The sequence below is a fragment of the Pelodictyon luteolum genome, from assembly GCF_001622165.1.
GTDB classification, from domain to species: domain Bacteria; phylum Bacteroidota; class Chlorobiia; order Chlorobiales; family Chlorobiaceae; genus Chlorobium; species Chlorobium luteolum_B.
This window is the reverse complement of record NZ_LVWG01000034.1, coordinates 45,657-67,841: the sequence shown is the minus strand read 5'-3', so window position 1 is coordinate 67,841 and position 22,185 is coordinate 45,657. Positions and strand designations below refer to the sequence as shown.

Here is a 22,185-nt window from a genome sequence, read left to right as displayed (position 1 = left end):
TCAGAACCTGAAATGCGCAAATGCCTTGTTGGCGTCGGCCATACGGTGGACCTCGTCACGCTTCTTAACCGATGCACCCTGCTCGGAAGCAGCGTCCATGAGCTCTGCTGCAAGCTTCTCGGCCATCGAGCGGCCGCCGCGCTTGGTAGCATACTGCTTCAACCAGCGGAACGCGAGGGCTCCCCTGCGTGAAGGCTTGACTTCCATCGGGATCTGGTATGTCGCGCCGCCGACCCGCTTGCTGCGAACCTCGACGACAGGAGCGATATTGGACATCGCACGGCGGTAGACCTCAAGCGGACTCTCGTCAACCATCTTCTCGCCGATGATTGCGAACGCATCATAAACAATCTTGGTCGCAACATCCTTCTTACCGTCAAGCATCACCGCATTAATGAAACGCGCGACACTCTCGTCATTGTAACGGTGATCAACCTGTACACCTTTATAGCCACCTTTTTTCGACATGATTCCTAACTGGATTTAGATTCGATTGTATCCCTTACTTCTTCGCTGCGCCAGCTTTCGGCTGCTTGGCACCATACTTCGAACGGCTCTGCTTCCTGTCCGAGACACCCGAGGTGTCAAGGGTACCGCGAACGATATGATAGCGGACACCAGGAAGATCCTTCACCCTGCCACCGCGGATCAGGACAATGGAATGCTCCTGAAGGTTATGACCCTCGCCGGGGATATAGGCTGTAACTTCAATTTTATTCGAGAGCCTTACACGGGCAACCTTGCGAAGCGCCGAGTTAGGCTTTTTCGGCGTCGTCGTGTACACGCGGGTGCACACTCCCCGCTTCTGCGGGCATTTCTCAAGCGCCGGTGAGGCTGTTTTTGACGCTTTCACACTTCTTCCGCGCCTGATGAGCTGCTGAATCGTCGGCATACTATGACTCTCTTTCTATTTAAAAACCGCTAATGATACTGTTGCCTGGCATAAAAATCCATAAGGACCACCAATGTAAGCGAATTACAAAAAAAACAAAACGGAAAACATCATTTTTCATGATGAAAAATATTTACCCTAACGATTTCTCAAATCCACCCAAGACGCTATCCCACTGGGCTTCCAAAGGATTTAAACGAAACAGGCTCGGAGGGTATGCCATCCGGGATATGACAGGAAAACTGAACATTCTTGCGGAATCCTCGAAAGTTCACTACTCAAAGTGGCAGCAAAAGGGCAATTGCCTTCACCATCTCGGAGAGCACCTCACTCTCGGAGTGGCGGGCAATCAGTTCGACAGAAGGGGCTGGCGGAACACCGCCGTCAACAGCGCATGAAAGACTGCAGAGCATGTCCCTAAGGGCCACAGGGTTGTCTGGAGAAGCCTGGAACCCTCCAGCGTTTTCAGTAAAACGGGTGGCGACTCCCGCCGGAGCGACAGCAAAAACCGGCCTCCCGATAAGTGCTGCGTCAATGAGTCGATCCGGCAGCCAGAGCTCGTTCTCTTCATAGCTTCCGCTCACAACCCCGACCGTTGATGCACTGCGGCAGAGTTCGAGCTCCTGGTCTTCCGAAAACGTGCAGCAGAGCGCAAGATCACCCTCGAGGCCAACCTTGCGGAGCAGCTTCGGCACCATTCCACCGGATGCATCCACAATCGTACTGCCACTGAATGCCGAGCCGCCGGGACACTCCCTCATGACGGTCGCGAGCGCCTGAAAAAAAACCTTCGCCCCTTTTTCATCGGCCCTCTCGATGATGAAAAGCGGTCGCCCGTGGGCAGAAATAGATGGTGGGGCTGCGGTCGGGACAACGGGGCCGCAGTCGGTAATGATGGTGATGTCATCATGTGCGACCTTCCCGAAATGCCTCTTCAGGAAATGCTCTTTCAGTGCCCGGGTCGGTGTGATGACACCGTACCCGGAGCAGAGCACTTTCTGCTCGAGCTTAAACAGTTCATCAGAGCGCAGGTCACCAAGAGGAGACCAGGGGCGGGGCGCGTCGAGGGGTGCTGTGAGATCAAACATGACCGGCACGCCGTGACGGAGTGAAAGCTCCATGCCCAGACGGATTGGAGCCGAGGGCGGTCCCTGTGCGTAGATGGCCTCGATGTCAGGATGCTCCTTCATCACCTTTTGGGCAACTACCTCAGCCTGTTTTTCCCATACCGCACATGGGTGGACTTCCCGGAAGATCGAGGGAAGCATCCCCGAGAGAAGACCGCCCTGCACAATCCGCTCTCCACGGGCAAACGCTGCGAGCGTGCATTCATCAACATCGCCGAGCGCGACAGCCTCACCCGACCTGTAGACACGAATGGGATCCGGCTCCTTCAGGGGCTCCGGCCTGGCAGTTTCTCCACCTGTCCTGTTGAACAGTGGAGGGGCGACTACCACGGGCTCCCACCCGTAGCCGGGAAGGCGCGATGCCATCCGGAAAGCCCGCGAAGCGCCGTCGGTCATGTACGGGGGGTAGTTGGCAGCAAGGAACAGGATCTTTTTCACGTCTCTCTCATCGTTGGCGGCACCCTTTCGGCATGGATCCAGAGGCGCCTGTTACAGAGTAACATTTCCTTCAATATACCACATCGTCCATTACGACCTCCTCGCGAACCGGGATGGCACGCCGGAGAGCGCCATGAGGAAAGCGAGTCCGAATGCAGCGTAAGACACATTCCGGGCCGTATCGAACCCTGTACGGTCGTAATGGAACCTGACCATGCTGGTGCCGCCTTGAAGCACGACTCCGCGAAGCAGTCCGTTGAGGGTCTCGATCTCAACAGGCTTTCCATCAACCTCCGCCTTCCAGCGAAGCGGATAGTTTATTTCACTTAAGACAAGGAGCGCTTCCCCTTCAGCCGACACCTCGATGAGGGCGGACTCGGCAGTGCGGTCGAGGATTTTCACCTCGGCAGGTGCGAATGTGCGTCCGGCGATGGGGGACGAAGGGCTCACAAACACCGTACCCGGAGTGATGGCTGGAGACTCAAGCCCGGCGATAACCGAATCAAGGCCGTCCGCACTTTCAGCCCGCAATGCGCCCCAAGCCCTCGGAAGGGAGCCCTGAAGGCGGTAAACATGGACTCTGACCGGACCGGATGCAAGCCGAAGTTCCCCCTCCATTGCCGGCTCGAGCAGAGGATGGAGGACCGGCTGCAGACTGAGGACAAAACGGACATTGAGCATTCTCAGGACTTCAGGACTCGCAAGATTGCCTGTTTTTGCAAGCAGTTCCTCATACCGGCTGAACTTTGCCGGGTGGTAACCCCCGACCGACTCGATACCGAACACCGCAAACTTGTTTTCCCCGAAAAGGCTGCCAGCGGGATAGATGCGGAAAGGACCCTGTTGGCGTGAAAGCCAGAGTGTGACTTCATCGGGAGCGAACGCCGGACGAACGGCATCCTGCGGAACGAGAGATGCAGGGCGGAACGAGGATGGCGAAGGATACACAACCTGCACGCTGCACCAAAGGAGATCGCCAAGCGCAAGAGCGCCAAGAAGCAGCAATGCGGTCCTGAACGGGATGAAACGCTTCAGGCCCAGCCAGAGAAGCAGAAGCCCGGCACCGACAATGAGGGCGAGGAGAAGAGCACCGTTCTCGACCCCCTGGATACGGGCCCGATTGACCAGCAATGCGAAATCAAAGTTCGAGACAGCGGGAACAGGAAACATCGAACGAAGCCATCCCTCGAGCGCGCTGCCGGCAGCGAGTGCAATAAGAAGCATTGCGGCAAATGCAAGGGATGCATAGCGCAGGGGCCTGTGGAGGCGTTCAGGGCGAGACCTTAAAAGTGCCCCCAGACCCGAAGCGGCCAGACCCGCCAGCGAAAGATAGAGCATGAGAAGAGCCATGGACGGAACCCTGAACCGGCTGAAGAGCGGCGCTACATAATAGAAAAGCTCGAACACCGGGGAAAAGAACCGGCCGAAAGAGAGGAAGAGGGAGAGGAGTGCAGCGGTGATAAAAAAGCGAACCACAGGCTCCCTCCTGCCGGCATACGCACCGACGAATGCAAAAAGCAGGACAAGAATGCCCGCATAATTCGGGAAGTCGGTGAAGGGCATGAAGCCCCAGTAGGTGATCCCCCCGAACCCGAACATGCCGGGAACGATAAAGGTCAACAGCTCTATGGGGTGCATCGACCAGAGTGTGGCATACTCCATTGCCGAACCCCCTCCTCCACCGGCCATGCCCCGAACCGAGAATGGTGCATAGGCTGATGCCGGCAGGTAGATTGCCGCAGACATGGCCACACCACAGGCAAGCCCGAGGGAAACGAGCCCGAAAAGACGGAACTTCTCCCGGAACTGAGCCTTCATGCTCACAAACAGGAAAAGAGCGAGGATGGCAAGGAGCAGCCAGGAATACCAGGCTATCTGGACATGGGCGCGCTGGAGCTGGAAGCCCGCGATAAGGGCAAGAATACCCGCATCCTCAAGTTTCGAATGCTGCACCACCCGCATGAGCGCCCAGAGTAGCCAGGGCATGTATGCCGCCGTCATCAGCTGGCTGCCGTGGCCATGGACCAGCATGGCCGAAAAATAAGGATTCAGCATGAACGCCGAGCCGCCGAAAAACGCCGCCGGCGACTCCAGACCCGCCCTCCGGAGAAACACGAATGTTCCGAGCGCAGCAAAAACAAGATGGAGAAGCTGCAGCTGCATACCCTCCAGACTGAAAAGAGATAACAGCACATTGGGGAAATAAAGACCGCTGAGATAGCTGAATGCACCGACCGTCGGCATCCCGGAAAAAACCCACGGTTGCCAGAGCGGATACTGGCCCGTAGCCTCCTGCAGTTTACTGAGCGCAAGGGCAGTGGCGCCAGGCACCAGGCTGTCGGGGACCGCAGGGACATAGGAAAACAGTGCCACCGGCCAATACATGGCGATAGCAAGAAAAGTGTAGCCGAAGGTAACGGCAAGTAATAAAAAGATCCTGTTCTTCAAGCCTCTTGGGTATCTAAAAAGCGTTGCGGCGGTCAGCGTCCCCGCCCGATGATGAAACCTGCACGTAAAATAATCTCCCGGTCTTCCTCTTCCAACCCGAGAATCAGCAAAACCCCGATATAGACTGCGATGGCGGCACCGGCTGCAATGGCAAGAAAGGCGGGAAGGGGCAGCATCAGAAGCCACCCGCGGAATATGAACAGTAGCAGCGCCGCAGCTGAGCCCGCGACAAACGGCTTCAAAAGAGAACGGGAAAACGGGTGCATACCAAGGAGCCGGCGTACCTCGATGAGCCTCGTCAGAGCCAGCACACCAAATACCACAAGGCCGGCAACGGCTGCACCCTCTATCCCCATCCGGGGAATCAGGAGAAGGTTCAGCGAGGCCTGCATGATAAGGGCGGAAAGTGCATTCAGAAGGCTGAGGCGGGAGTGCCCGGCCATGGCGAGCAACGTAGCGGAGATACCGAACAGAGCCTGCAGGAAGGCCCCCGCCGTCAGCAGCCCGAGCACGAATGCCGCCTTGGTGAAATGGACTCCGAACACGGAGAGCACCGGAGCGGGAAACAGCAGGAACAGAAGAACCGGCGGCACGACAACCGTCACCATCCAGCGGGTGACGAGCCTGTACATACGCTCCAGCTCCACTCTGCTTCCGGCCGCATGGAGTTCTGCGAATATCGGCGCCGCCATTCCGGCAAAGGCCGGCATGACTGCCCGGATGAGACCTGCTGTCCGTGCTGCGGGGTGATAAAGGCCCACCGTTCCGGGATCTGTCAGCATGCCGAGCATGACAATATCGAGCCAGTGGGCCGTCATACTGAGAAGAGACACCAGAAGGAACGGCATCGCATATGAAAGAACAGGGAGTTCAACCGGAGCACTGCGTAGATCTCCCGGCTCCATCCCGGCAATGTCCCGGAGCCGTGGCCTGATCCAGAAAAACGTCACGGCAGCCGAGAGGGCGAAAGGAAAGAGCAGTGCTGACTCCCGTCCCGAGAAAGCGTTCAGGAGCAACGTGAAAGAGAGGAGCAGTACTGGGCTGAGCACCTGGGTGGCGATGATTTTCGGCTCTATGCGTCCCGTTGCCTGCATGGCATGACCGTAGAGCATGGTGGCCGCATTGAACGGCACCGCAGCCGCATAGCAGGTGATGGCAAGCTGGAGCATCCTGCCGCCGTTGAGCATACCGGCAAAGCTGCCGGCAAAAAGCTCAAGCAGCAGCATAACTGCAATGGAGAGTATGAACCCGGCTTTCAGCACAAACCCGATGACCCGACGCCTCCTGACGAGATCAGTCCGGTGCATGCCCGCAAAACGGAGCAGAGCTGAATCAAGACCGGCGATGGCCGCAACTTCGGCAATCTGTATGACGGCCATCGCGAGGGCATAGGTTCCGAGTGCATCGGCGCCAAGCAATCGAGCCACAACTAGGCTGAAAATGAAGCGCACCACCTGACCGATGATATAGCCGCCAAAGGAAAACCCCGCGCCAGCGGCAATCGAAAGACTTCTGCTCACAGCCTGCCCTCCCCTGAAGTCCGCTCAAGTTCGTTGACCATGGCGGCAGCAAGCGCGTCCCAGCTATGGCGGCGGGCAAATTCCTGGCGAAGCTCCCGCCGGTTATCCCCAAGTGCCTGAGGAACCATACTGACAAACTCATCCTCCGTTTCAGCAACCATCACCACCCCGCGAGCATCATCGACGGCATCACAGTAGTTGATGGCAAGCACGGGAACGCCGGCGGCAGCATATTCATACAGCTTGTTAGGGTTGGAGGCCCGTTTGAGCGGGCTCCGCTCAAGCGGCAATAGCGCAAGGTCGAAATGCTGCACCCAGCCAGGAAGCTCCGCGTACCCCACAAGGCCAGCATAGGTGACGTTCCCTAAAGCCCGAAGCTTGTCCTGCCGCTCCCACCAACCCCGTTCATAGGCGGGACCGACCAGCACAATCCGGCAGTCCGGCCAGGCTGCCGCAGTCCGCACGAGAAGCGCTATGTCCAGCCAGTCCATAGCACCGGCATATCCGAGGACTGGTCCGCCCGCGCCAGCAGGCAATCCCGGAACAAGGGCCCTGATGGCAGCAAAATGACTGAACTCCACACCGTTGCCAAGTTCCACGACCCTCATCTCAGAGGGCAGCTGAAGACGCTTTGTCATGGTTCGACTCACACTGAAAACCAACTGAGAACAACCAAGCCAGCGCTTGAGCTCCGGACTTAGCCAGGAGGGTGTCCCGGGAAAGGCGAGATGGTCGTCGTTGGCATCGTAGAATCTAAGGCTGCATTGGAGGCGCGAAGCAGGCCCCGCCGAGTAGAGGTTGCTCAGTCCAATGATGCGCTGGCGACCACCAAACCCCAGCACTGATATCCAGAAATGCATCAACAGCAAACCGGGAAGTCCCGCAAGCATGCGAATGGCAGGAACATCAAGGAGCCGGCCGATCTGAAACGGGACCCGCTTGAGAAACGGAACAGAGACAACCCACACCCTGCCTCGTCGAACCGGCAGCCAGTGATTCCGGCGACCGAGAGCAAAGGGCTCAATGAAGAGGATCGTCCAGTGTTCAGGGAACCGTGCAAGAAGCCGTTGCTTCCGTGTGGAAAGAAAATCCCACTGCACCTCGGAAAACCACACCAGGCGTCTCATGTCTCCCGGCTGCTGGTTCTCTCCGGACTTCGGCTGCTGATGCTTTCCGGACTTCGGCTGCTGATCCATCACACACCACCCCCCCGGACTTCGGCCGCGGATTCTCTCCGGACTTCGGCTGCTGATGTTTTTCGGACTTCGGCTGCTGATGTTTTTCGGACTTCGGCTGCTGATGTTTTTCGGACTTCGGCTGCTGATAACTCATACACCTGCACCCGTTCGAAAAAGAACCGCAGGAGCGGCTTGAATCCACTGAGATAGAAGAGCGGCCGACGGATACGGAACTCAGCACTCCGTTCCACCCTGAATCCCGACCGCTCAAACAGGGCGAGAGCTCCGGTTCGACTCATTTCATGGAAATGTTCCGGACTGCTGAGCAGTTCAGGCTGACGAAGCGGCATGGAAACAAACAGGCGCGCCTCGGGACCCGCCATCACATTTTTCACTTCAAGCAGTGCATGTAGCGGGTTGAACAGGTGCTCCAGCACTTCAAATGCGGTCACCACCCCATAGCTGCCAGAGAGCGCTTCTTCATCAAGATCCACCGAGCTTGAGTCGAATATACAGCCAAACAACGCTTCGGCGAACTCCGTCATGGGAGTCCGGTCACCAAGATCGAGCCCTGCAGGATGGAGCCCGGCTGGAACCCTCCACCCCTCAAGGAACCGGACACTCTTCTCCCACCGAACCCGATGGGCCTCTTCGGCAAGATATCGACCATCAATGCTGGTTCTGAATGTCCCTATAGCCCTCATGCCGCACCCTCCTCATTGCTGCGTGCTTCTGCATGAAGCACGCCCATCACGCGAACAGCAGCCAAGGATGCGGCCCCCCTGACAAGGCGGAAAGGCTCCAGAAGCATGAACAACATCATGCCAGTCCATGAACCGTGCTTCCGGAGCAGGCGCATGATCCCCATTGAGCGGAGCCAGATTTTTTTGAGCGGGCGCCCTCTATAGGATGCCGATACCCGGTGCCATACCACAGAAGAGGGTTCATAGTCGATACTGAAGCCAAGTTCCCGGACCCGGAGGGAGAGATCAACATCTTCGGCGTACATACCGAACCCCTCGTCAAAGCCTCCAACAGCCCTGAAATCCCTCGTACGCATGGCAAAGCAGCAGCCCGTCGCATACCCGGTATGCGACGACTGACTATAGCGAGGGCCATCCTTCCGCCGGATTCCCGTGTGCCGAACCATTCCTCGCGACAGATCAACCTCGCCCCCGGCATACCAGATCCTGCACGGCCTGTCTGCGTAAAGGATTTTCGGTACAACCATCCCCGCCGTCGGGTCCCTAGAGAGCACCAGAAGGAGCGATACTGCGAACAATGGATCCACCAGTGTGTCGTTGTTCAGAAAAATCACCGCCTTAGCACCAAGTTCCTCCGCACGGCGACACCCTGCATTACACCCTCCCCCGTAACCGAGGTTCAAGGGCAGCGCCAGCACCTCCGTCTCTGGGCAGGCCATGCGGATCCGGCCGGCTGATCCATCATCGGAGCCGTTGTCGACCACAAGCACCATGCAGCCAGATGAGCGAACAGGCTCTAGCGAACGAAGGCACCCGATGGTATCGTCAGCCCCATTCCAGTTAATCACCACGATGCAGGCCGGGCTGGTCATCGGCCGCCCTCCGGTGCATCCCCGAGAAAAACCGCAACTGCGTCTGCAAATTCAGTCCATGAGATGCTGCCGCTTCCTTTCGAAAGCCGCTGCTCCCCGCCCGGAGCATCAAGAAACGCTTCGATTGCACGGGCAATCCCTTCGGCGGAGCACGCGTCGGCAACAACACCTCCCGACCCTGCAGAAACGGCTTCGGCCAGCGACCCTGCAGGTGTGACGATAAGCGGCAGGCCGTATCCGCGGGCAAGCCCGGCTACGCCCGACTGCGTCGCACTCCGGTATGGCAGCACCGAGGCATCGGCTGCCGCGAAATACAGCACACTCCGCTCTGGCTCGACGTACCCGGGATGCAGGGAGACCCGGTCTTCGATACCCAGGCTGGAAATCAACGACCGGTATCGCTCCAGAGGCTCATAGAACTCGCCGGCCACAACAAGACGGAGTCCGGTGCGTGAAGGGAGAAGTGCGAGCGCTTCAAGCAACAGATCAAGCCCTTTATAGCGGCGGACATAGCCGAAAAACAGGAGCAGCGGCCCGTCCGGATCAAGCCCAAGGGTCCGGCGCGCCACCCCTTTCTGCGGAAGTTCGGCTCCCGGAGGGTAATCGGGATGACTGAGCATAAGGCGAGGTATGGAGGGCAGGGCCGATGCCACAGCACGGTCGACGGACGGCGACAGGGTGATAAACCCGTCAGCCGCAAAGCTGAGGATGCGACGCATCAAGGGTTCAAAGAAAAAGGATTCGTGCGAGGAAAGATTATGAAGGAGAACCACGGTCCTGAGCCCCGTCAGTCGATGAAACACGAAACAGAGCGGAGCGAGAAAGCCAGCCCAGTATGCAATCAACACAACATCAGGGCGAAGCCGTCGGAGCCTCAGGGAGGCCCTGATCCATGTCAGCGGATTGTAGAGTACAAGGTAAGCATCCTGCGGGAAGCTGGTGGCCAGGGGAGCTGCGGCACGGCCGCGGAGAATGAAGCGGGGATAGAGCGAGCGGAATCCTATGTGAAGCGGCTTGTGGCTCGCAGCCGTGAGTGCACGGGAGAGTTCAGTGCTGAAATGGGCAATGCCCCCCCTCAGCGGAGGAAAGGGGCTGACGAGGGCGATCTGCAGCTGCGTCAATGAACCTCCCCGGAGCCGCTCGGGCTACTGTTCCCCAAACCCCTGTTCGAAAAACTCGACAAGCTGTCGGGCAGCTTCATCGGCATCTTCGCCGGCAAGCTTGAGGGTAAGCTTGGTCCCCTTCGGTGCAGCCAGGCTCATGACACCGATAATCGACTTGGCGTTGATTTCAACGCCCTGCATCTCGATGAAAAAATCGGCCTTGAACCGGGATGCAAGTTTTACGACTGCGGCAGCGGGCCTTGTGTGCAGGCCCGCCCTGTTTTTTACTATGACTTCATGAACAATCACTGCAGGCTACTGTTTGTTGTTGACGGAACCAGTGTTTTCATCATGGCGATTTCATCGCACGCCATCAGCTTCGGGCAGTGGGTGCAGTCACGCCATATCTTCTGTGGAAAATACTCTTTTTCAACTTCGCTATACCCGAGACGAAGAAAAAACTGCCGACTGAGGGTCAGAACGAACACCTCATACACCCCTTCGTCCCGCAGTATGGACTCAGCTTTTTCAACCAGCTGTCGGCCGATGCCCTTCAGCTTCCAGCGGCCGAGCACGGCAAGGGAGCGGATCTCGGCCAGTGTCGGCGTATAGAAGGCGATGGCGCAACACCCTATGACCTCGCCGTCATGCTCGGCAATGAAAAAGTTGCGGATGTTTTCAATAATGTTCTCCAGAGGGCGCTCAAGCATAATGCCCTCGCCGGCATATTCCTTCGTCAGCGCGGCAATTGCCGATGCGTCATCAAGCATGGCGTTGCGGACCGTAATTGCAGCCTGCGTCATGGCGTAACGGCATCCCCGTCACACTCCGGGAGCGGAGATTCCTCGGGCCGGTCGCGCATCGAAACTTCACGCCACAGTTCGTCCTTTAACTCCTTCAGCCCCTTACCGGCAACACTGGAAATCGCAAGCACATGCACGCCATCCCCGGGCGAGGGAAGAGTGAAGTCTTCGGGCGCAATATCCATCTTCGTAACAACGAGAATCCTTGGCTTCTCGTTAAGGCCGCGGCCGAACTTCTCAAGTTCGCCGAGCAGCATATTGTATTCCGCCTCTGGGTCCTCTGAATCAGCCGATACCAGAACGGCAAGAATTTTGGTTCTTTCGATATGGCGGAGGAACTGCAGTCCCAGCCCCCTGCCCTCGGCCGCACCTTCGATGATGCCGGGAATGTCGGCCATCACGAATGACTTGTACTCTTCATAGCGGACGATGCCGAGGTTCGGCACGAGAGTCGTGAACGGGTAGTCGGCAATCTTCGGTCTGGCGGCACTGAGCACCGATATAAGGGTGGACTTGCCTGCATTGGGAAAACCGACCAGACCCACATCCGCCATCAGTTTCAGCTCCATGTCAAGCAGCAGTTCTTCGCCCTTCCAGCCCGGCTCGGAGCGTCGGGGTGCCTGGTTCGTGGATGTTGCGAAATGCTGGTTGCCCCTTCCGCCATGCCCGCCACGGGCAATCATCACCTCTTCTCCCTCCCCGGTCAAATCAGCCAGCACCTCCTGAGTTGCAGCGTTGCGAACCAGCGTACCGCACGGCACGTCAATGTAAATGTCGGCGCCTTTCCGGCCTGATTTCCGGGAGCCCTGCCCGTGGGATCCGCGGGGGGCGAGGTACTTTTTCCTGTACTTGAAATCCAGAAGCGTCGTCAGGTGGCTGTTCGTCCGCAGCCAGACGTTGCCGCCGTCCCCGCCGTCACCACCGTCGGGGCCGCCCTTCGGCACGAACTTCTCGCGGCGGAAGCTCACACAGCCCCGTCCGCCTTCGCCGGCCTGTACAAATATGGATGCGCTATCAACAAACTTCACCTATACACCTGCCTTTTTGAAATACTCTTGCTCTTTACCTATTATGTTGGAACGCCTAACCTTGAACACCGCCGCCATATGGCCGACACCGCATCAAAAAAAACATCGATCGAGACACTCATCAACCGCCTCGAAGAGATCACCCGCACCATGGAGAACCCCGATACCGGGTTGGAACGCTCGATTGACCTCTATGAAGAGGGAATCGCCATTGCAGAGCAGTGCAAAAAACGGTTGCAGGAAGCAAAGGCAAAAATCGAGCTGATAAAACCCGAGGCGGCTGCTTCCCGTCCCGAAGCCGGCCAGCCCAAAGGGCTGTTCGACATGGAACCCTGAGTCAGACTACTCCTCCAGTTTACGTTGCAGGACCTCGTTGACAACTTTCGGGTTCGCCTTGCCTTTCATCCTCGCCATGCACTGGCCCACGAAAAAGCCGAAAAGCTTCACTTTGCCCTCACGATAGCCTGCCAGCTGGCCAGGGTTGGCCGCAAGGATTTCATCGACTACCCGCTCAATCTCGCCGGTATCGGATACCTGCGCGAGTCCCTCTTTCTCAACTATTTCCTCCGCTGAAGCCTCAGACTGCTGCATCAGCTCGAATACCTGCTTGGCAATCGTATTGCTGATGGCGCCTGAACCGATGAGCTTGATGAGCCCTCCGAGTCTGGATGGGGCAACAGAGAACGCCGTGATGTCGAGATACTTTTCCTTCAGGGTCCGCATCACTTCACCCATCACCCAGTTCGAGGATACTTTTCCGTCTCCGGCAACCCCGACGACCGCCTCAAAATAGTCGGCTATCTCTCGCTCGACAGTCAGGACAGCCGCGTCATAAGCCGGAATGCCGTACTGATCAACGAAACGTGCGGCACGGGCTTCAGGCAACTCGGGCAACTCAAGGCGTATGCGCCGAAGCATCTCATCATCCACCACAACAGGCACCAGATCCGGATCAGGGAAGTAGCGGTAGTCGTGCGCGAACTCTTTGCCGCGCATCGAACGGGTCTCGCCCTTGTCAGCGTCCCAGAGCCGGGTCTCCTGAACGATGGTGCCGCCCGCATCCAGTATGCCGCGATGGCGTTCGGCTTCGTATTCAATGGCTTTCTCTACGTTCTTGAATGAGTTCATGTTCTTGATCTCAGTGCGGGTACCGTACTCCTCATCCCCGACCGGCCGGAGAGAGACGTTGGCATCGCATCGCAGGCTGCCTTCTTCCATGTTCCCGTCGGAAATGCCGAGATATTTCACGATCTGGCGGAGTTTCTGCAGATACGTTGAAGCCTCTCTGGCTGTCCGGATGTCGGGATAGCTGACAATCTCCAGCAGGGGAACCCCGCAGCGGTTGACGTCAATGTAGGTGTCGTCGCCAATGTCATGGATGGATTTGCCTGCATCCTCCTCGATGTGTATCCTGATCAGCCGTATCAGCTTCTCCCCCTCACCGGCGTCGACCATCAGGTGGCCCTCGATACAGATAGGCTCTTCGAACTGCGAGATCTGATATCCTTTCGGAAGATCGGGATAGAAATAGTTCTTGCGAGCCAGCACTGAATGGGGAGCGATGGCACAACCGGTCGCCAAACCGAGCTTCACAGCATCCTCCACCACACGGCGGTTAAGTACGGGCAGCGCCCCGGGAAGGGCGAGGCATACCGGGCAGACGTTGCTGTTGGCCGGCTTGCCGAACTGTGCCGAGCAACTGCAGAAAGCCTTGCTGGCAGTATTGAGCTGACAGTGAACCTCCAGGCCCACGACTAATTCATACTTCATGATACGCTTGACATTCGGGCCGTTCAGCGCCCGCTTTTGTTAATAGAGTGTTCCGCCCTGATCGGCCTTCTCAAGAGGGGTGTCATCGTAGGGCCGCGACTCATTATAAGGCTTTTCATCTGCGGAGATCGACGCACCGGGATAAGGCTGGAGCGGAGTGACTCCCTGCTGGGCAGGCGCAGGTACCGACGCCGGTGCAGCGGACTGCTGCAGGGGCTCATAGGAGAATTTCTGGCCGCCCACGGTGGCATCAGCCATGACGCCGGCCTTGGGGAGCACAAAGAGAGCTACGCCGTCCGAGTAGTCCGCATTCGTTGCGATACCCGAAGTCACCGCCACTGCAGTCATCTGCGCGTTGATCTCGAAATTGCCTTTCTTGAAATCCTCAAGGGCTTTGCGATCCTTGAAGAAGATGATCTCCGTGAAAGACTGCCCGCCGAACTGCGGACCGACGTTCAGCTGCGTAATGGTGGAACGGCCCACCAGCCGGCCGTATTCGTAGACATAACCGCGGCCGTGGCCGCCGCCGAACAGGAACAGGCCTCCCTTGTAAACATCAGGGAAAACCGCATAGCCATAGGCTTTGGAAAAGAATCTTTCCAGCGAAGGATCATGTTTTTTCAGGAAGGCGACAGCGTCCCGACCCTTGTCTGCCTCATCAGGATCCCAACCCGCATGCGCCGCCCCTGCAACCGTTCCGAGGAGGAACAGGGCAAGAAGGGCAATCTTCATCATTTTCATCATCTCTGTTGATTTTTTTGTGTTGCAATAAAACCAAACGGCCTCAAACATACAATAACGATACAACCTATAATATACGATTTCCCCACAACAAATTAACGGGATCCTCCAGCCTCAAGTTCACGCTTCAGGGCCTCCCGCTCGATTTCAAGACGCCGGATCTCGCGATTGAGCCGGTCGAGCTCCTCGGGGCTGCTGTCAATTTCCAGCCGGAGACGCGATGAGGCTTCGTCAATCAGATCGATCGCCTTATCCGGAAGGAACCGGTCGGAAATATATCGGTTCGAGAGCTCCGCAGCCGCCACGATGGCCGCATCCTTGATGCGCACCCCGTGGTGGATCTCATACTTCTCCTTCAGACCGCGCAGGATTGAGACCGTGTCCTCGACGCTCGGCTGGTCGACAACAACGGTCTGGAACCGCCGTTCGAGAGCCGCATCCTTCTCAATGTGCTTACGGTACTCGTCGAGTGTCGTGGCCCCGATGCAGCGCAGCTCACCGCGAGCGAGTGCTGGCTTCAGGATATTGGCTGCATCCATCGATCCTTCCGCCGACCCGGCGCCCACCAACAGATGGATCTCGTCAATGAAAAGAATGACCTCGCCCTCAGAGGCCTGCACTTCCCGCACGACGGCTTTCAGCCGGTCTTCAAACTCGCCCCGGAACTTTGCTCCGGCAACCAGCTGGGCGATATCGAGCGCGGCGATCTGCTTACTTTTCAGGTTTTCCGGCACATCGCCTGCCACAATCCGCTGGGCGATGCCCTCTACGATGGCTGTCTTACCCACACCCGGTTCACCGATCAGCACCGGATTGTTCTTCGTCCGGCGGCTGAGAATCTGCAGTACCCTGCGGATCTCGTCATCGCGCCCGATCACCGGATCGAGCTTGCCTTTCCGGGCCTGGTCGTTAAGGTTCCGTGAATACTTCTTCAGTGAATTATATGTCTCCTCGGCGCTCTGGCTCGTAACCCGCTGGGTGCCCCGTATGGAGGCAAGCACCTTAAGAATGGCGTCTCGGGTGATACCGGCATCCCTTAGCAGACGTGAAGCCGTCCCTCCGGTTTCGCTCATCGCGATGAGAAGATGCTCCGAGCTGATATACTCGTCCTTCAGCCCCTCGGCCTCTTTGAGAGCAGCGTCAAACACTTTTCCGAGATTCTGCGACATGTACTGGCCTGATGCCGACGCACCGGTGACTTTCGGCGCCCGCTCAAGTTCTCGGTCAAGCGCGGCAGCAAGGGTTTCAGGTGATACTTCCAGCTTCTGGGCTATCTGGACGGCCATACCCTGCCGGTCTTCAAGCATAGCCAGAAGCAGATGCTCCGGCTCAACCTGCTGGTGCTGGCGGCTGGATGCCGATGAAGCTGCCGCCTGAAGGGCTTCCTGAGCCTTGATGGTGAATCTGTTCGGATCAAACTGCATGGGTCTTCAAGATTTAGGGTTCATGTAGTCTCACCTCTTATAACAATGTAAACGCAAAAAAAGTTATCCCTGCAACCGGTCGCACGAGACTAAAAAAAAGCCGCGGGGCCATAATGGATCCGCGGCTGGAATGCCGGGCACTGTTCCCGCAGATGCGGGTACAGATATTCAGAACCGCGATGCGGCTTGATCAGCAGGAGGTTTCGGCCAGTTTTTGACGACGGCGCCGGCCACAACCCGCAGGATTTCGCTGCCGGTCGAGAGCAGTTCAGAGCCCTTCTCGACAATCCGGCTCTGGGTCTCGACCTGATCCTTGAAGAAATCAACGCTTGCCTTGTCGTAATCCCCCTCGGATACGTATTCGTCAATCACCCGTTCAGCTTCGCTGTACGGCAGGCTCAACACCTTTACGCCGAGTTTCGCCCGTTCAATAGGATCAAGGATCTTTTTTGTGCTGTTCTGCTGTTCCATGGCTGGTGCGGTTTATTGATCTCTGGGTGTCTGCCTTAAAAAAGAAAATGTAACATTTTTTTATGGCCGCAGCATCATCGGGGCCGGTAGAGGTGCCGGAATCCAAAGAGCAGGAGGGCAATGCCAGAGAGCAGCGCCGGCCATGTGTAAATGTCGGGGATGTAAAACAGGCCATTGAGAAAACCGACTTCCGGAGCAAGAAGCAGAATAAGATCCGCACCCGCAAGAATGAGCAGAACGTTGAGTAAACCGATCTTCACCCGGGGTTTGCCATTGCTATTGCCGGCCTGTTTGTTAGCTTTCCGCATATCTACCTAAAAAAAATTAGCACTGGATGATAATTCTCGGCCTGGAAACCAGCTGCGACGAAACCTCCGCCGCCGTGCTTGTCGATGGCAAGGTGCGATCTAACGCCATAAGCTCACAACTCTGCCACAGAGGATTCGGTGGTGTCGTTCCCGAACTGGCCTCAAGGGAACATGAACGGCTCATCGTCCCGATTACCGAAGCCGCCCTCTTTGAAGCAAATATAGCAAAAAAGGATATCGATGTCATAGCCGCCACCGCCGGACCAGGACTCATCGGGGCAGTGATGGTTGGGCTTGCGTTTGCCCAGTCGATGGCCTGGGCCCTCGGGGTGCCGTTCGTGCCGATCAACCACGTCGAAGCCCACATGTTCTCACCGTTCATCGACGAAGAGACTGCCGGCAGAGGTCCGGAAGGACCATTCATCTCACTCACGGTATCGGGCGGGCACACGCTGCTGGCAATTATCGGGGAGGACCTCTCCTACCGGATAATCGGCCGCACCCTTGATGATGCGGCAGGAGAGGCCTTTGATAAAACCGGCAAGATGCTCGGCCTCCCCTATCCGGCAGGCCCGGCCATCGACCGGCTGGCCAAAGAGGGTGATCCCCTTTTCCATCGCTTCCCGCGGGCGCTCACCAGTCAGTCGCAGACCAGCAAAAGCTATCGCGACAACTTCGATTTCAGCTTTTCCGGCCTGAAAACATCCGTCCTCACATGGCTGCGGAGCCAGGAAGAAAGCTTCATCGGACTGCACCGGGCAGACATTGCGGCATCCATCCAGGACGCGATTGTCGGCGTGCTCGTCGAAAAAGCGGTCGGGGCAGCACGAAGCAACAACATCGGGACCATCGCCGTTGCCGGCGGCGTAAGCGCCAATTCGGCACTCCGACAGGCCATGGAGGAGGCCTGCCGAAAGCACGGCCTTGCGCTCTTCATCCCCTCCGCGACTTACTCAACCGACAACGCGGCCATGATCGCCACACTTGCCGGGCTGAAGCTATCCCGGGGGCACCAGCCCATGCGCCGTTACGATACAGCGCCCTTTGCATCCTTCAGTGCAGCGGGGAACTAATCCGTGATTGAAATAGTTCGGCAAATGCATTACATTTCAGACCAATTCAACCGACTACTGAAGCTTACGGTCTTTTCATAATACTACAGAAGAACGCTCCCATGCACGACATCATCCAGACCATACTCCTCTTCGCCCCTCCCACGCAGGGAGGCCCGGCACCCAACCCTCTTGTCCAGCTCGTTCCGCTCGTCCTCATCTTCGTCGTCTTCTACTTCTTCATGATCCGGCCGCAACAGAAAAAGCAGAAGGATCGGGAAAAAGTGCTTGAAAGCCTGAAGCGCGGCGACAGGGTCGTCACGATAGGCGGCATCCACGGAACCGTGGCAGGCATTGACACAGAGAAAAAAACTGTCCTCGTGCAGGTCGCCGAGAACACGAAAATCAAGTTCGACCGTTCGGCGGTGGCAAACATAGAGAAACAGGAATCTGGCGACAAACTTACGACCGGAGAATAACAGGCACATGCAGTCAACACCAGCAATATTGGTATTGGAAAACGGATCCGTCTACCGGGGGACGGCATTCGGCCACGCCGGCGAAGCCGCCGGCGAGGTAGTGTTCAACACGTCGCATACCGGCTATCAGGAAATCCTCACTGACCCTTCCTATGCTGGCCAGATGGTCGTCATGACCTATCCCCTCATCGGAAACTACGGAATCACCCCCGACGACAACGAATCGTCCAGGATCTGGGCGAGGGCGTTCATCGTCCGCGAAGCCTCGAACGTCTACAGCAACTTCGAAGCCTCTGCCAGCCTTGACGACACGCTTAAAAAGGCAGGCGTGCTGGGACTTGCAGGCATAGACACCCGCAAGCTGGTCCGAGAGATCAGGGAAAAAGGCGCCATGCGCGGTGTCATCTCGACAATCGATACCGACGAAGCAAGCCTGAAGGCCAAAGCCCTTGCAATCCCTGAAATGACAGGGCTGGATCTTGTAAAAACCGTCACCACGGACAAGAACTACACACTTGAAACACCCGGAGCCCGGTTCCATGTAGCCGCCTTTGACTACGGCATCAAGACGAACATCCTGCGTCTGCTCCAGAACGCCGGATGCCGGGTGACCGTCCTCAAGGCCGGAACCACGGCAGATGAGGTAATAGCGCTCAATCCGGACGGCGTCTTCCTCTCGAACGGACCCGGCGACCCTGCCGCCGTGGACTATGCCATCAACACCATCCGCACGCTGGCTGAATACAGCCGTACCAACCGGCCGCTCCCGATCTTCGGCATCTGCCTCGGCCACCAGCTTCTCGCCCTGGCGCTCGGAGCTGGCACGTACAAACTCAAGTTCGGTCACCACGGAAGCAATCACCCGGTGAAAAACATGGCCTCGAAACGCATCGAGATCACCTCGCAGAACCACGGGTTCGCCGTAGGCATGGACTCGCTCCCGGAATCGGTCGAGATGACCCATCTCAACCTTTACGACCAGACCGTCGAGGGCATCCGGCACTCGGAGCTCCCCTGCTTTTCGGTGCAGTACCACCCCGAAGCCGCGCCTGGGCCGCATGACTCACATTACCTCTTCGACGAGTTCACCGACATGATGGAGAGGGCGAAAAACTGACCGGAATGAAAAAAAGACTCTTCACTCCCGGGCCAACCCCGGTGCCTGAAAACGTCATGCTCAGCATGGCCGCCCCCATCATCCACCACAGGAACCCGGAGTTCATGGAAATCCTCGCAAGGGTCCATGAAAACCTCAAGTACCTGTTCCAGACAACCCAGCCGGTCGTAGTGCTCAGCTGTTCGGGAACAGGCGGAATGGAAGCATCCGTATCCAGCCTCTTCAGGGAGGGAGATAAGGTCATTACCATCAACGCGGGCAAGTTCGGCGAAAGGTGGGGAGAGCTCGTACGCCTATACACCGGCGGCTGCATTGAGGAAACCGTGCCATGGGGCCGGGCCATTGAACCCGGTCGGCTGAAGGAGCTCCTCAGAGAGCACCCCGATGCCAAAGGCGTCTGTCTCACCCACTCGGAAACATCCACCGGCACAGCAGCAGACATCCAGATGCTCAGCGCTGTCATCCGCGAAGAGTCGGATGCGCTCGTGCTCGTCGACGGCATCACCGCCATCGGCGCCCATGAGTTCCATTTCGACGACTGGGGCATTGATATCTGCATCACCGGATCACAGAAAGGATTGATGATGCCGCCAGGCCTTGCCCTCATAGCCGTCTCGGAGCGAGCGCAGGACCTCATCAACAAAACGGAAGGCACCGCAAAAAACTTCTACCTGAGCCTCGCAAAAGCGCTCAAATCACACTCGGGCGATGACACACCCTTCACTCCCGCAGTGTCGCTGGTGATCGGCCTCGACGAAGCGCTCAAGATGATACGCCAGGAGGGAATCGAAACCACATGGGCACGGCACGAAAGCCTTGCATCGGCATGCAGGGCCGGCTGCACGGCACTGGGCATGGAGCTCTTCAGCACTTCACCATCGTTTGCAGTCACTCCGGTGTGGCTGCCCGAAGGAGTGGAGTGGAACGCGTTCAACAAGGCCCTCAAATACAGCAACGGCATCACCGTGGCCGCCGGCCAGGATGACTTCAAAGGAAAGATCTTCCGGATCTCACACCTCGGGTACTACGATGAACTCGACATGCTCACCATCGTCGGAGCCATGGAGCGCGCACTGAAGGAGATCGGCTACAGCTTCCCTGTCGGCGCCGGAGTAACGGCTGTCCAGCAGGCCTTCCTCGGCAACTGAAGGCGCCCCGGGGCACCGGAGCCCGGTCTTATTACCCCATGGGGACACTGAAAAAGGTACTGCTTGTATTCATACCCACCCGGAGCGGCGTGGATGGCGCCCGCTCCATCTATGGGGAGAGTGAACAGAGCCTTCTCACCAGAATGCTCGCCCGTCCATTACGCACGCTGATCAGAAAAAGTCCCTTCTCCATTCCCCCGCTTTCACTGATGATCCTCGCATCCATACGGGTGGAGGGTGTCGAACAGACTATCTGCGACCTCCGCTCAGAACCATTTCCCGAGCATGAGAAATGGGACCTCATCGGCATCAGCGTGCAGACTGGCACGGCGTCGGAAGCGTTCGAACTGGCCGATCATCTTCGTAGCCGGGGCACGATCGTGGCGCTCGGAGGGCCGCACGTCACTATGTTCCCGGAGGCATCGGCCCTGCACTCCGACCTCATTGTGCAGGGAGAAGCTGATGATCTCTGGCGCGAGGTCCTCACCGATCTCCGCCGGGGCACACTACAGAAAACGTACCGCTCCGAGGCCCCCCCTGATCTCTCCTGCTCACGGCCAGTCCAGAAGGAACAGCTCTCCACGGGGCGATACTTCACGACCAACCTCATCCAGACCAGCCGTGGCTGCCCCCATAACTGCGACTTCTGCAACGTGCATGTGCTCAACGGCCACCGGCTCCGCCAGCGCCCCGTTCGGGATATTGTTGAAGAGGTGGCGCGATTCAGAGCGCATGACCGCAGGATCTTCTTCTTCGTCGACGACTCAATCAACGCCGACCCCGATTACGCAGAAGAGCTTTTCAGGCAACTCACCCCGCTCCGTATCAGCTGGTTCGGCCAGGCCACGACGGCCCTCGGCATGCAGCCACGGCTCCTCGAAGCATTCGCACGCTCCGGATGCCGCGCACTCCTCGTCGGCATTGAAAGTGTAGAGCCCGCCAGCCGCCGGGCGCACCACAAGAACCAGAGCCGTAGCGAGGAACTGGTAGAGTCCGTCAGAAACATCCGTAGCGCCGGCATAAGCCTATACGGCAGCTTCATCTATGGGCTCGACGGCGACACGCTGGAAACACCGGCGGCAATACTTGACTTCATAAGCCAGACCGGGCTCGATGTACCGGGCGTCAACATCCTCCGTCCGACACCAGGCACTAAACTCTTCCTTCGCCTCCGGGATGAAGGCCGTCTCCTCTTCGACCCCGACGATCCGGCAGCCTTCCGCTACACCTTCGGCCAGGAGATGCTCTACCGCCCGAAACAGATACCGCTCGATAGATTCATTGAAAGCTATGGGGAGCTCACAAGCAGGATATTCACCCTGCCGGCCTCCTTGAAGCGGGCCATCGCAGCCCCATCGGCCAAAACGGCAGTCGGCGTCTTCAACCTTTTCTACACCCACCTCTACAGTCTGTCGCGCCATGACCTCAAGCGACAGGCCAGTCAATTCCATCAAAAAACCATTTTGCCATCCGGTGAATAATTTATAAACTGTACCTTTGCAATTTTACGGCGCTGCCTGCCGGAGAAGCCCGAAAAAGCAGCCACAACATACAACCAGCAC

General features: G+C 57.7%; 23 protein-coding genes. 7 read left to right on the top strand and 16 right to left on the bottom strand.

Annotated features, from left to right (window positions below):
- The 12 genes from rpsG to obgE all read right to left on the bottom strand — a co-directional run bounded on the left by rpsG (window position 1) and on the right by obgE (window position 12,113).
- Window positions 1–468 (bottom strand): 30S ribosomal protein S7, encoded by a 468-nt coding sequence (rpsG, locus tag A3K90_RS08505; RefSeq protein WP_303682188.1) that lies wholly within the window; start codon window positions 466–468, stop codon window positions 1–3.
- 34 nt (window positions 469–502) lie between these two features.
- Entirely contained in the window at window positions 503–892 is a 390-nt protein-coding gene (gene rpsL / locus A3K90_RS08500; protein ID WP_303682187.1) for a 30S ribosomal protein S12, read from the bottom strand.
- 278 nt (window positions 893–1,170) lie between these two features.
- On the bottom strand, window positions 1,171–2,457 hold the full coding sequence (locus A3K90_RS08495; RefSeq protein ID WP_303682186.1) for a hypothetical protein: 1,287 nt from the start codon (window positions 2,455–2,457) through the stop codon (window positions 1,171–1,173).
- 90 nt (window positions 2,458–2,547) lie between these two features.
- Complete coding sequence (locus tag A3K90_RS08490; RefSeq protein ID WP_303682185.1) at window positions 2,548–4,905, bottom strand: hypothetical protein; 2,358 nt, start codon at window positions 4,903–4,905, stop codon at window positions 2,548–2,550.
- A gap of 32 nt (window positions 4,906–4,937) precedes the next feature.
- Entirely contained in the window at window positions 4,938–6,425 is a 1,488-nt protein-coding gene (locus A3K90_RS08485; protein ID WP_303682184.1) for an oligosaccharide flippase family protein, read from the bottom strand.
- Window positions 6,422–7,621: a glycosyltransferase gene (locus A3K90_RS08480; protein ID WP_303682232.1), complete on the bottom strand. Its 1,200-nt coding sequence runs from the start codon at window positions 7,619–7,621 to the stop codon at window positions 6,422–6,424. The genes A3K90_RS08485 and A3K90_RS08480 overlap by 4 nt, the downstream gene beginning before the upstream one ends.
- Entirely contained in the window at window positions 7,621–8,307 is a 687-nt protein-coding gene (locus A3K90_RS08475; protein WP_303682183.1) for a methyltransferase domain-containing protein, read from the bottom strand. Before A3K90_RS08475 ends, A3K90_RS08480 begins: the two co-directional genes overlap by 1 nt.
- The gene (locus tag A3K90_RS08470) at window positions 8,304–9,179 is read right to left on the bottom strand and encodes a glycosyltransferase family 2 protein (RefSeq protein ID WP_303682182.1); all 876 of its coding nucleotides are present in this window, start codon (window positions 9,177–9,179) and stop codon (window positions 8,304–8,306) included. The genes A3K90_RS08475 and A3K90_RS08470 overlap by 4 nt, the downstream gene beginning before the upstream one ends.
- Window positions 9,176–10,300 (bottom strand): glycosyltransferase, encoded by a 1,125-nt coding sequence (locus tag A3K90_RS08465; RefSeq protein ID WP_303682181.1) that lies wholly within the window; start codon window positions 10,298–10,300, stop codon window positions 9,176–9,178. The genes A3K90_RS08470 and A3K90_RS08465 overlap by 4 nt, the downstream gene beginning before the upstream one ends.
- A gap of 24 nt (window positions 10,301–10,324) precedes the next feature.
- Window positions 10,325–10,591, bottom strand: coding sequence for an HPr family phosphocarrier protein (locus A3K90_RS08460; RefSeq protein WP_011356933.1), 267 nt, complete (start codon window positions 10,589–10,591; stop codon window positions 10,325–10,327).
- Window positions 10,588–11,085: an N-acetyltransferase gene (locus A3K90_RS08455; RefSeq protein ID WP_303682180.1), complete on the bottom strand. Its 498-nt coding sequence runs from the start codon at window positions 11,083–11,085 to the stop codon at window positions 10,588–10,590. The genes A3K90_RS08460 and A3K90_RS08455 overlap by 4 nt, the downstream gene beginning before the upstream one ends.
- Complete coding sequence (obgE, locus tag A3K90_RS08450) at window positions 11,082–12,113, bottom strand: GTPase ObgE (RefSeq protein WP_303682179.1); 1,032 nt, start codon at window positions 12,111–12,113, stop codon at window positions 11,082–11,084. The genes A3K90_RS08455 and obgE overlap by 4 nt, the downstream gene beginning before the upstream one ends.
- Before the next feature lie 78 nt (window positions 12,114–12,191).
- Between obgE and xseB the strand changes: the two genes are divergently transcribed.
- Entirely contained in the window at window positions 12,192–12,449 is a 258-nt protein-coding gene (gene xseB / locus A3K90_RS08445) for an exodeoxyribonuclease VII small subunit (RefSeq protein ID WP_303682178.1), read from the top strand.
- A gap of 6 nt (window positions 12,450–12,455) precedes the next feature.
- Here xseB and gatB read toward each other — a convergent pair whose 3' ends face one another.
- The 4 genes from gatB to A3K90_RS08425 form a co-directional block, all read right to left on the bottom strand.
- Window positions 12,456–13,883 carry an Asp-tRNA(Asn)/Glu-tRNA(Gln) amidotransferase subunit GatB gene (gatB, locus tag A3K90_RS08440; RefSeq protein ID WP_303682177.1) on the bottom strand — a complete coding sequence of 476 codons (1,428 nt, stop codon included), beginning with the start codon at window positions 13,881–13,883 and terminating at the stop codon, window positions 12,456–12,458.
- A gap of 39 nt (window positions 13,884–13,922) precedes the next feature.
- Window positions 13,923–14,627: a YSC84-related protein gene (locus A3K90_RS08435; RefSeq protein WP_369690418.1), complete on the bottom strand. Its 705-nt coding sequence runs from the start codon at window positions 14,625–14,627 to the stop codon at window positions 13,923–13,925.
- 92 nt (window positions 14,628–14,719) lie between these two features.
- The gene (locus A3K90_RS08430) at window positions 14,720–16,048 is read right to left on the bottom strand and encodes a Clp protease N-terminal domain-containing protein (protein WP_303682176.1); all 1,329 of its coding nucleotides are present in this window, start codon (window positions 16,046–16,048) and stop codon (window positions 14,720–14,722) included.
- Window positions 16,049–16,216: 168 nt separating this feature from the next.
- Entirely contained in the window at window positions 16,217–16,519 is a 303-nt protein-coding gene (locus tag A3K90_RS08425; RefSeq protein ID WP_303682175.1) for a hypothetical protein, read from the bottom strand.
- Window positions 16,520–16,581: 62 nt separating this feature from the next.
- On the opposite strand from A3K90_RS08425, the gene A3K90_RS10345 reads away from it, so the two are divergent.
- The 6 genes from A3K90_RS10345 to A3K90_RS08395 all read left to right on the top strand — a co-directional run bounded on the left by A3K90_RS10345 (window position 16,582) and on the right by A3K90_RS08395 (window position 22,104).
- Window positions 16,582–16,767 carry a hypothetical protein gene (locus A3K90_RS10345; RefSeq protein ID WP_369690417.1) on the top strand — a complete coding sequence of 62 codons (186 nt, stop codon included), beginning with the start codon at window positions 16,582–16,584 and terminating at the stop codon, window positions 16,765–16,767.
- Between the two features lie 86 nt (window positions 16,768–16,853).
- Entirely contained in the window at window positions 16,854–17,900 is a 1,047-nt protein-coding gene (tsaD, locus tag A3K90_RS08415; RefSeq protein ID WP_303682173.1) for a tRNA (adenosine(37)-N6)-threonylcarbamoyltransferase complex transferase subunit TsaD, read from the top strand.
- A gap of 101 nt (window positions 17,901–18,001) precedes the next feature.
- Window positions 18,002–18,358: a preprotein translocase subunit YajC gene (gene yajC / locus A3K90_RS08410; protein ID WP_303682172.1), complete on the top strand. Its 357-nt coding sequence runs from the start codon at window positions 18,002–18,004 to the stop codon at window positions 18,356–18,358.
- A gap of 7 nt (window positions 18,359–18,365) precedes the next feature.
- On the top strand, window positions 18,366–19,475 hold the full coding sequence (gene carA, locus A3K90_RS08405; protein WP_303682171.1) for a glutamine-hydrolyzing carbamoyl-phosphate synthase small subunit: 1,110 nt from the start codon (window positions 18,366–18,368) through the stop codon (window positions 19,473–19,475).
- Between the two features lie 5 nt (window positions 19,476–19,480).
- Window positions 19,481–20,623: an alanine--glyoxylate aminotransferase family protein gene (locus tag A3K90_RS08400; RefSeq protein ID WP_303682170.1), complete on the top strand. Its 1,143-nt coding sequence runs from the start codon at window positions 19,481–19,483 to the stop codon at window positions 20,621–20,623.
- Window positions 20,624–20,661: 38 nt separating this feature from the next.
- Window positions 20,662–22,104, top strand: a complete 1,443-nt coding sequence (locus A3K90_RS08395) for a radical SAM protein (protein ID WP_303682169.1) — start codon at window positions 20,662–20,664, stop codon at window positions 22,102–22,104.
- Window positions 22,105–22,185 lie beyond the last annotated feature (81 nt).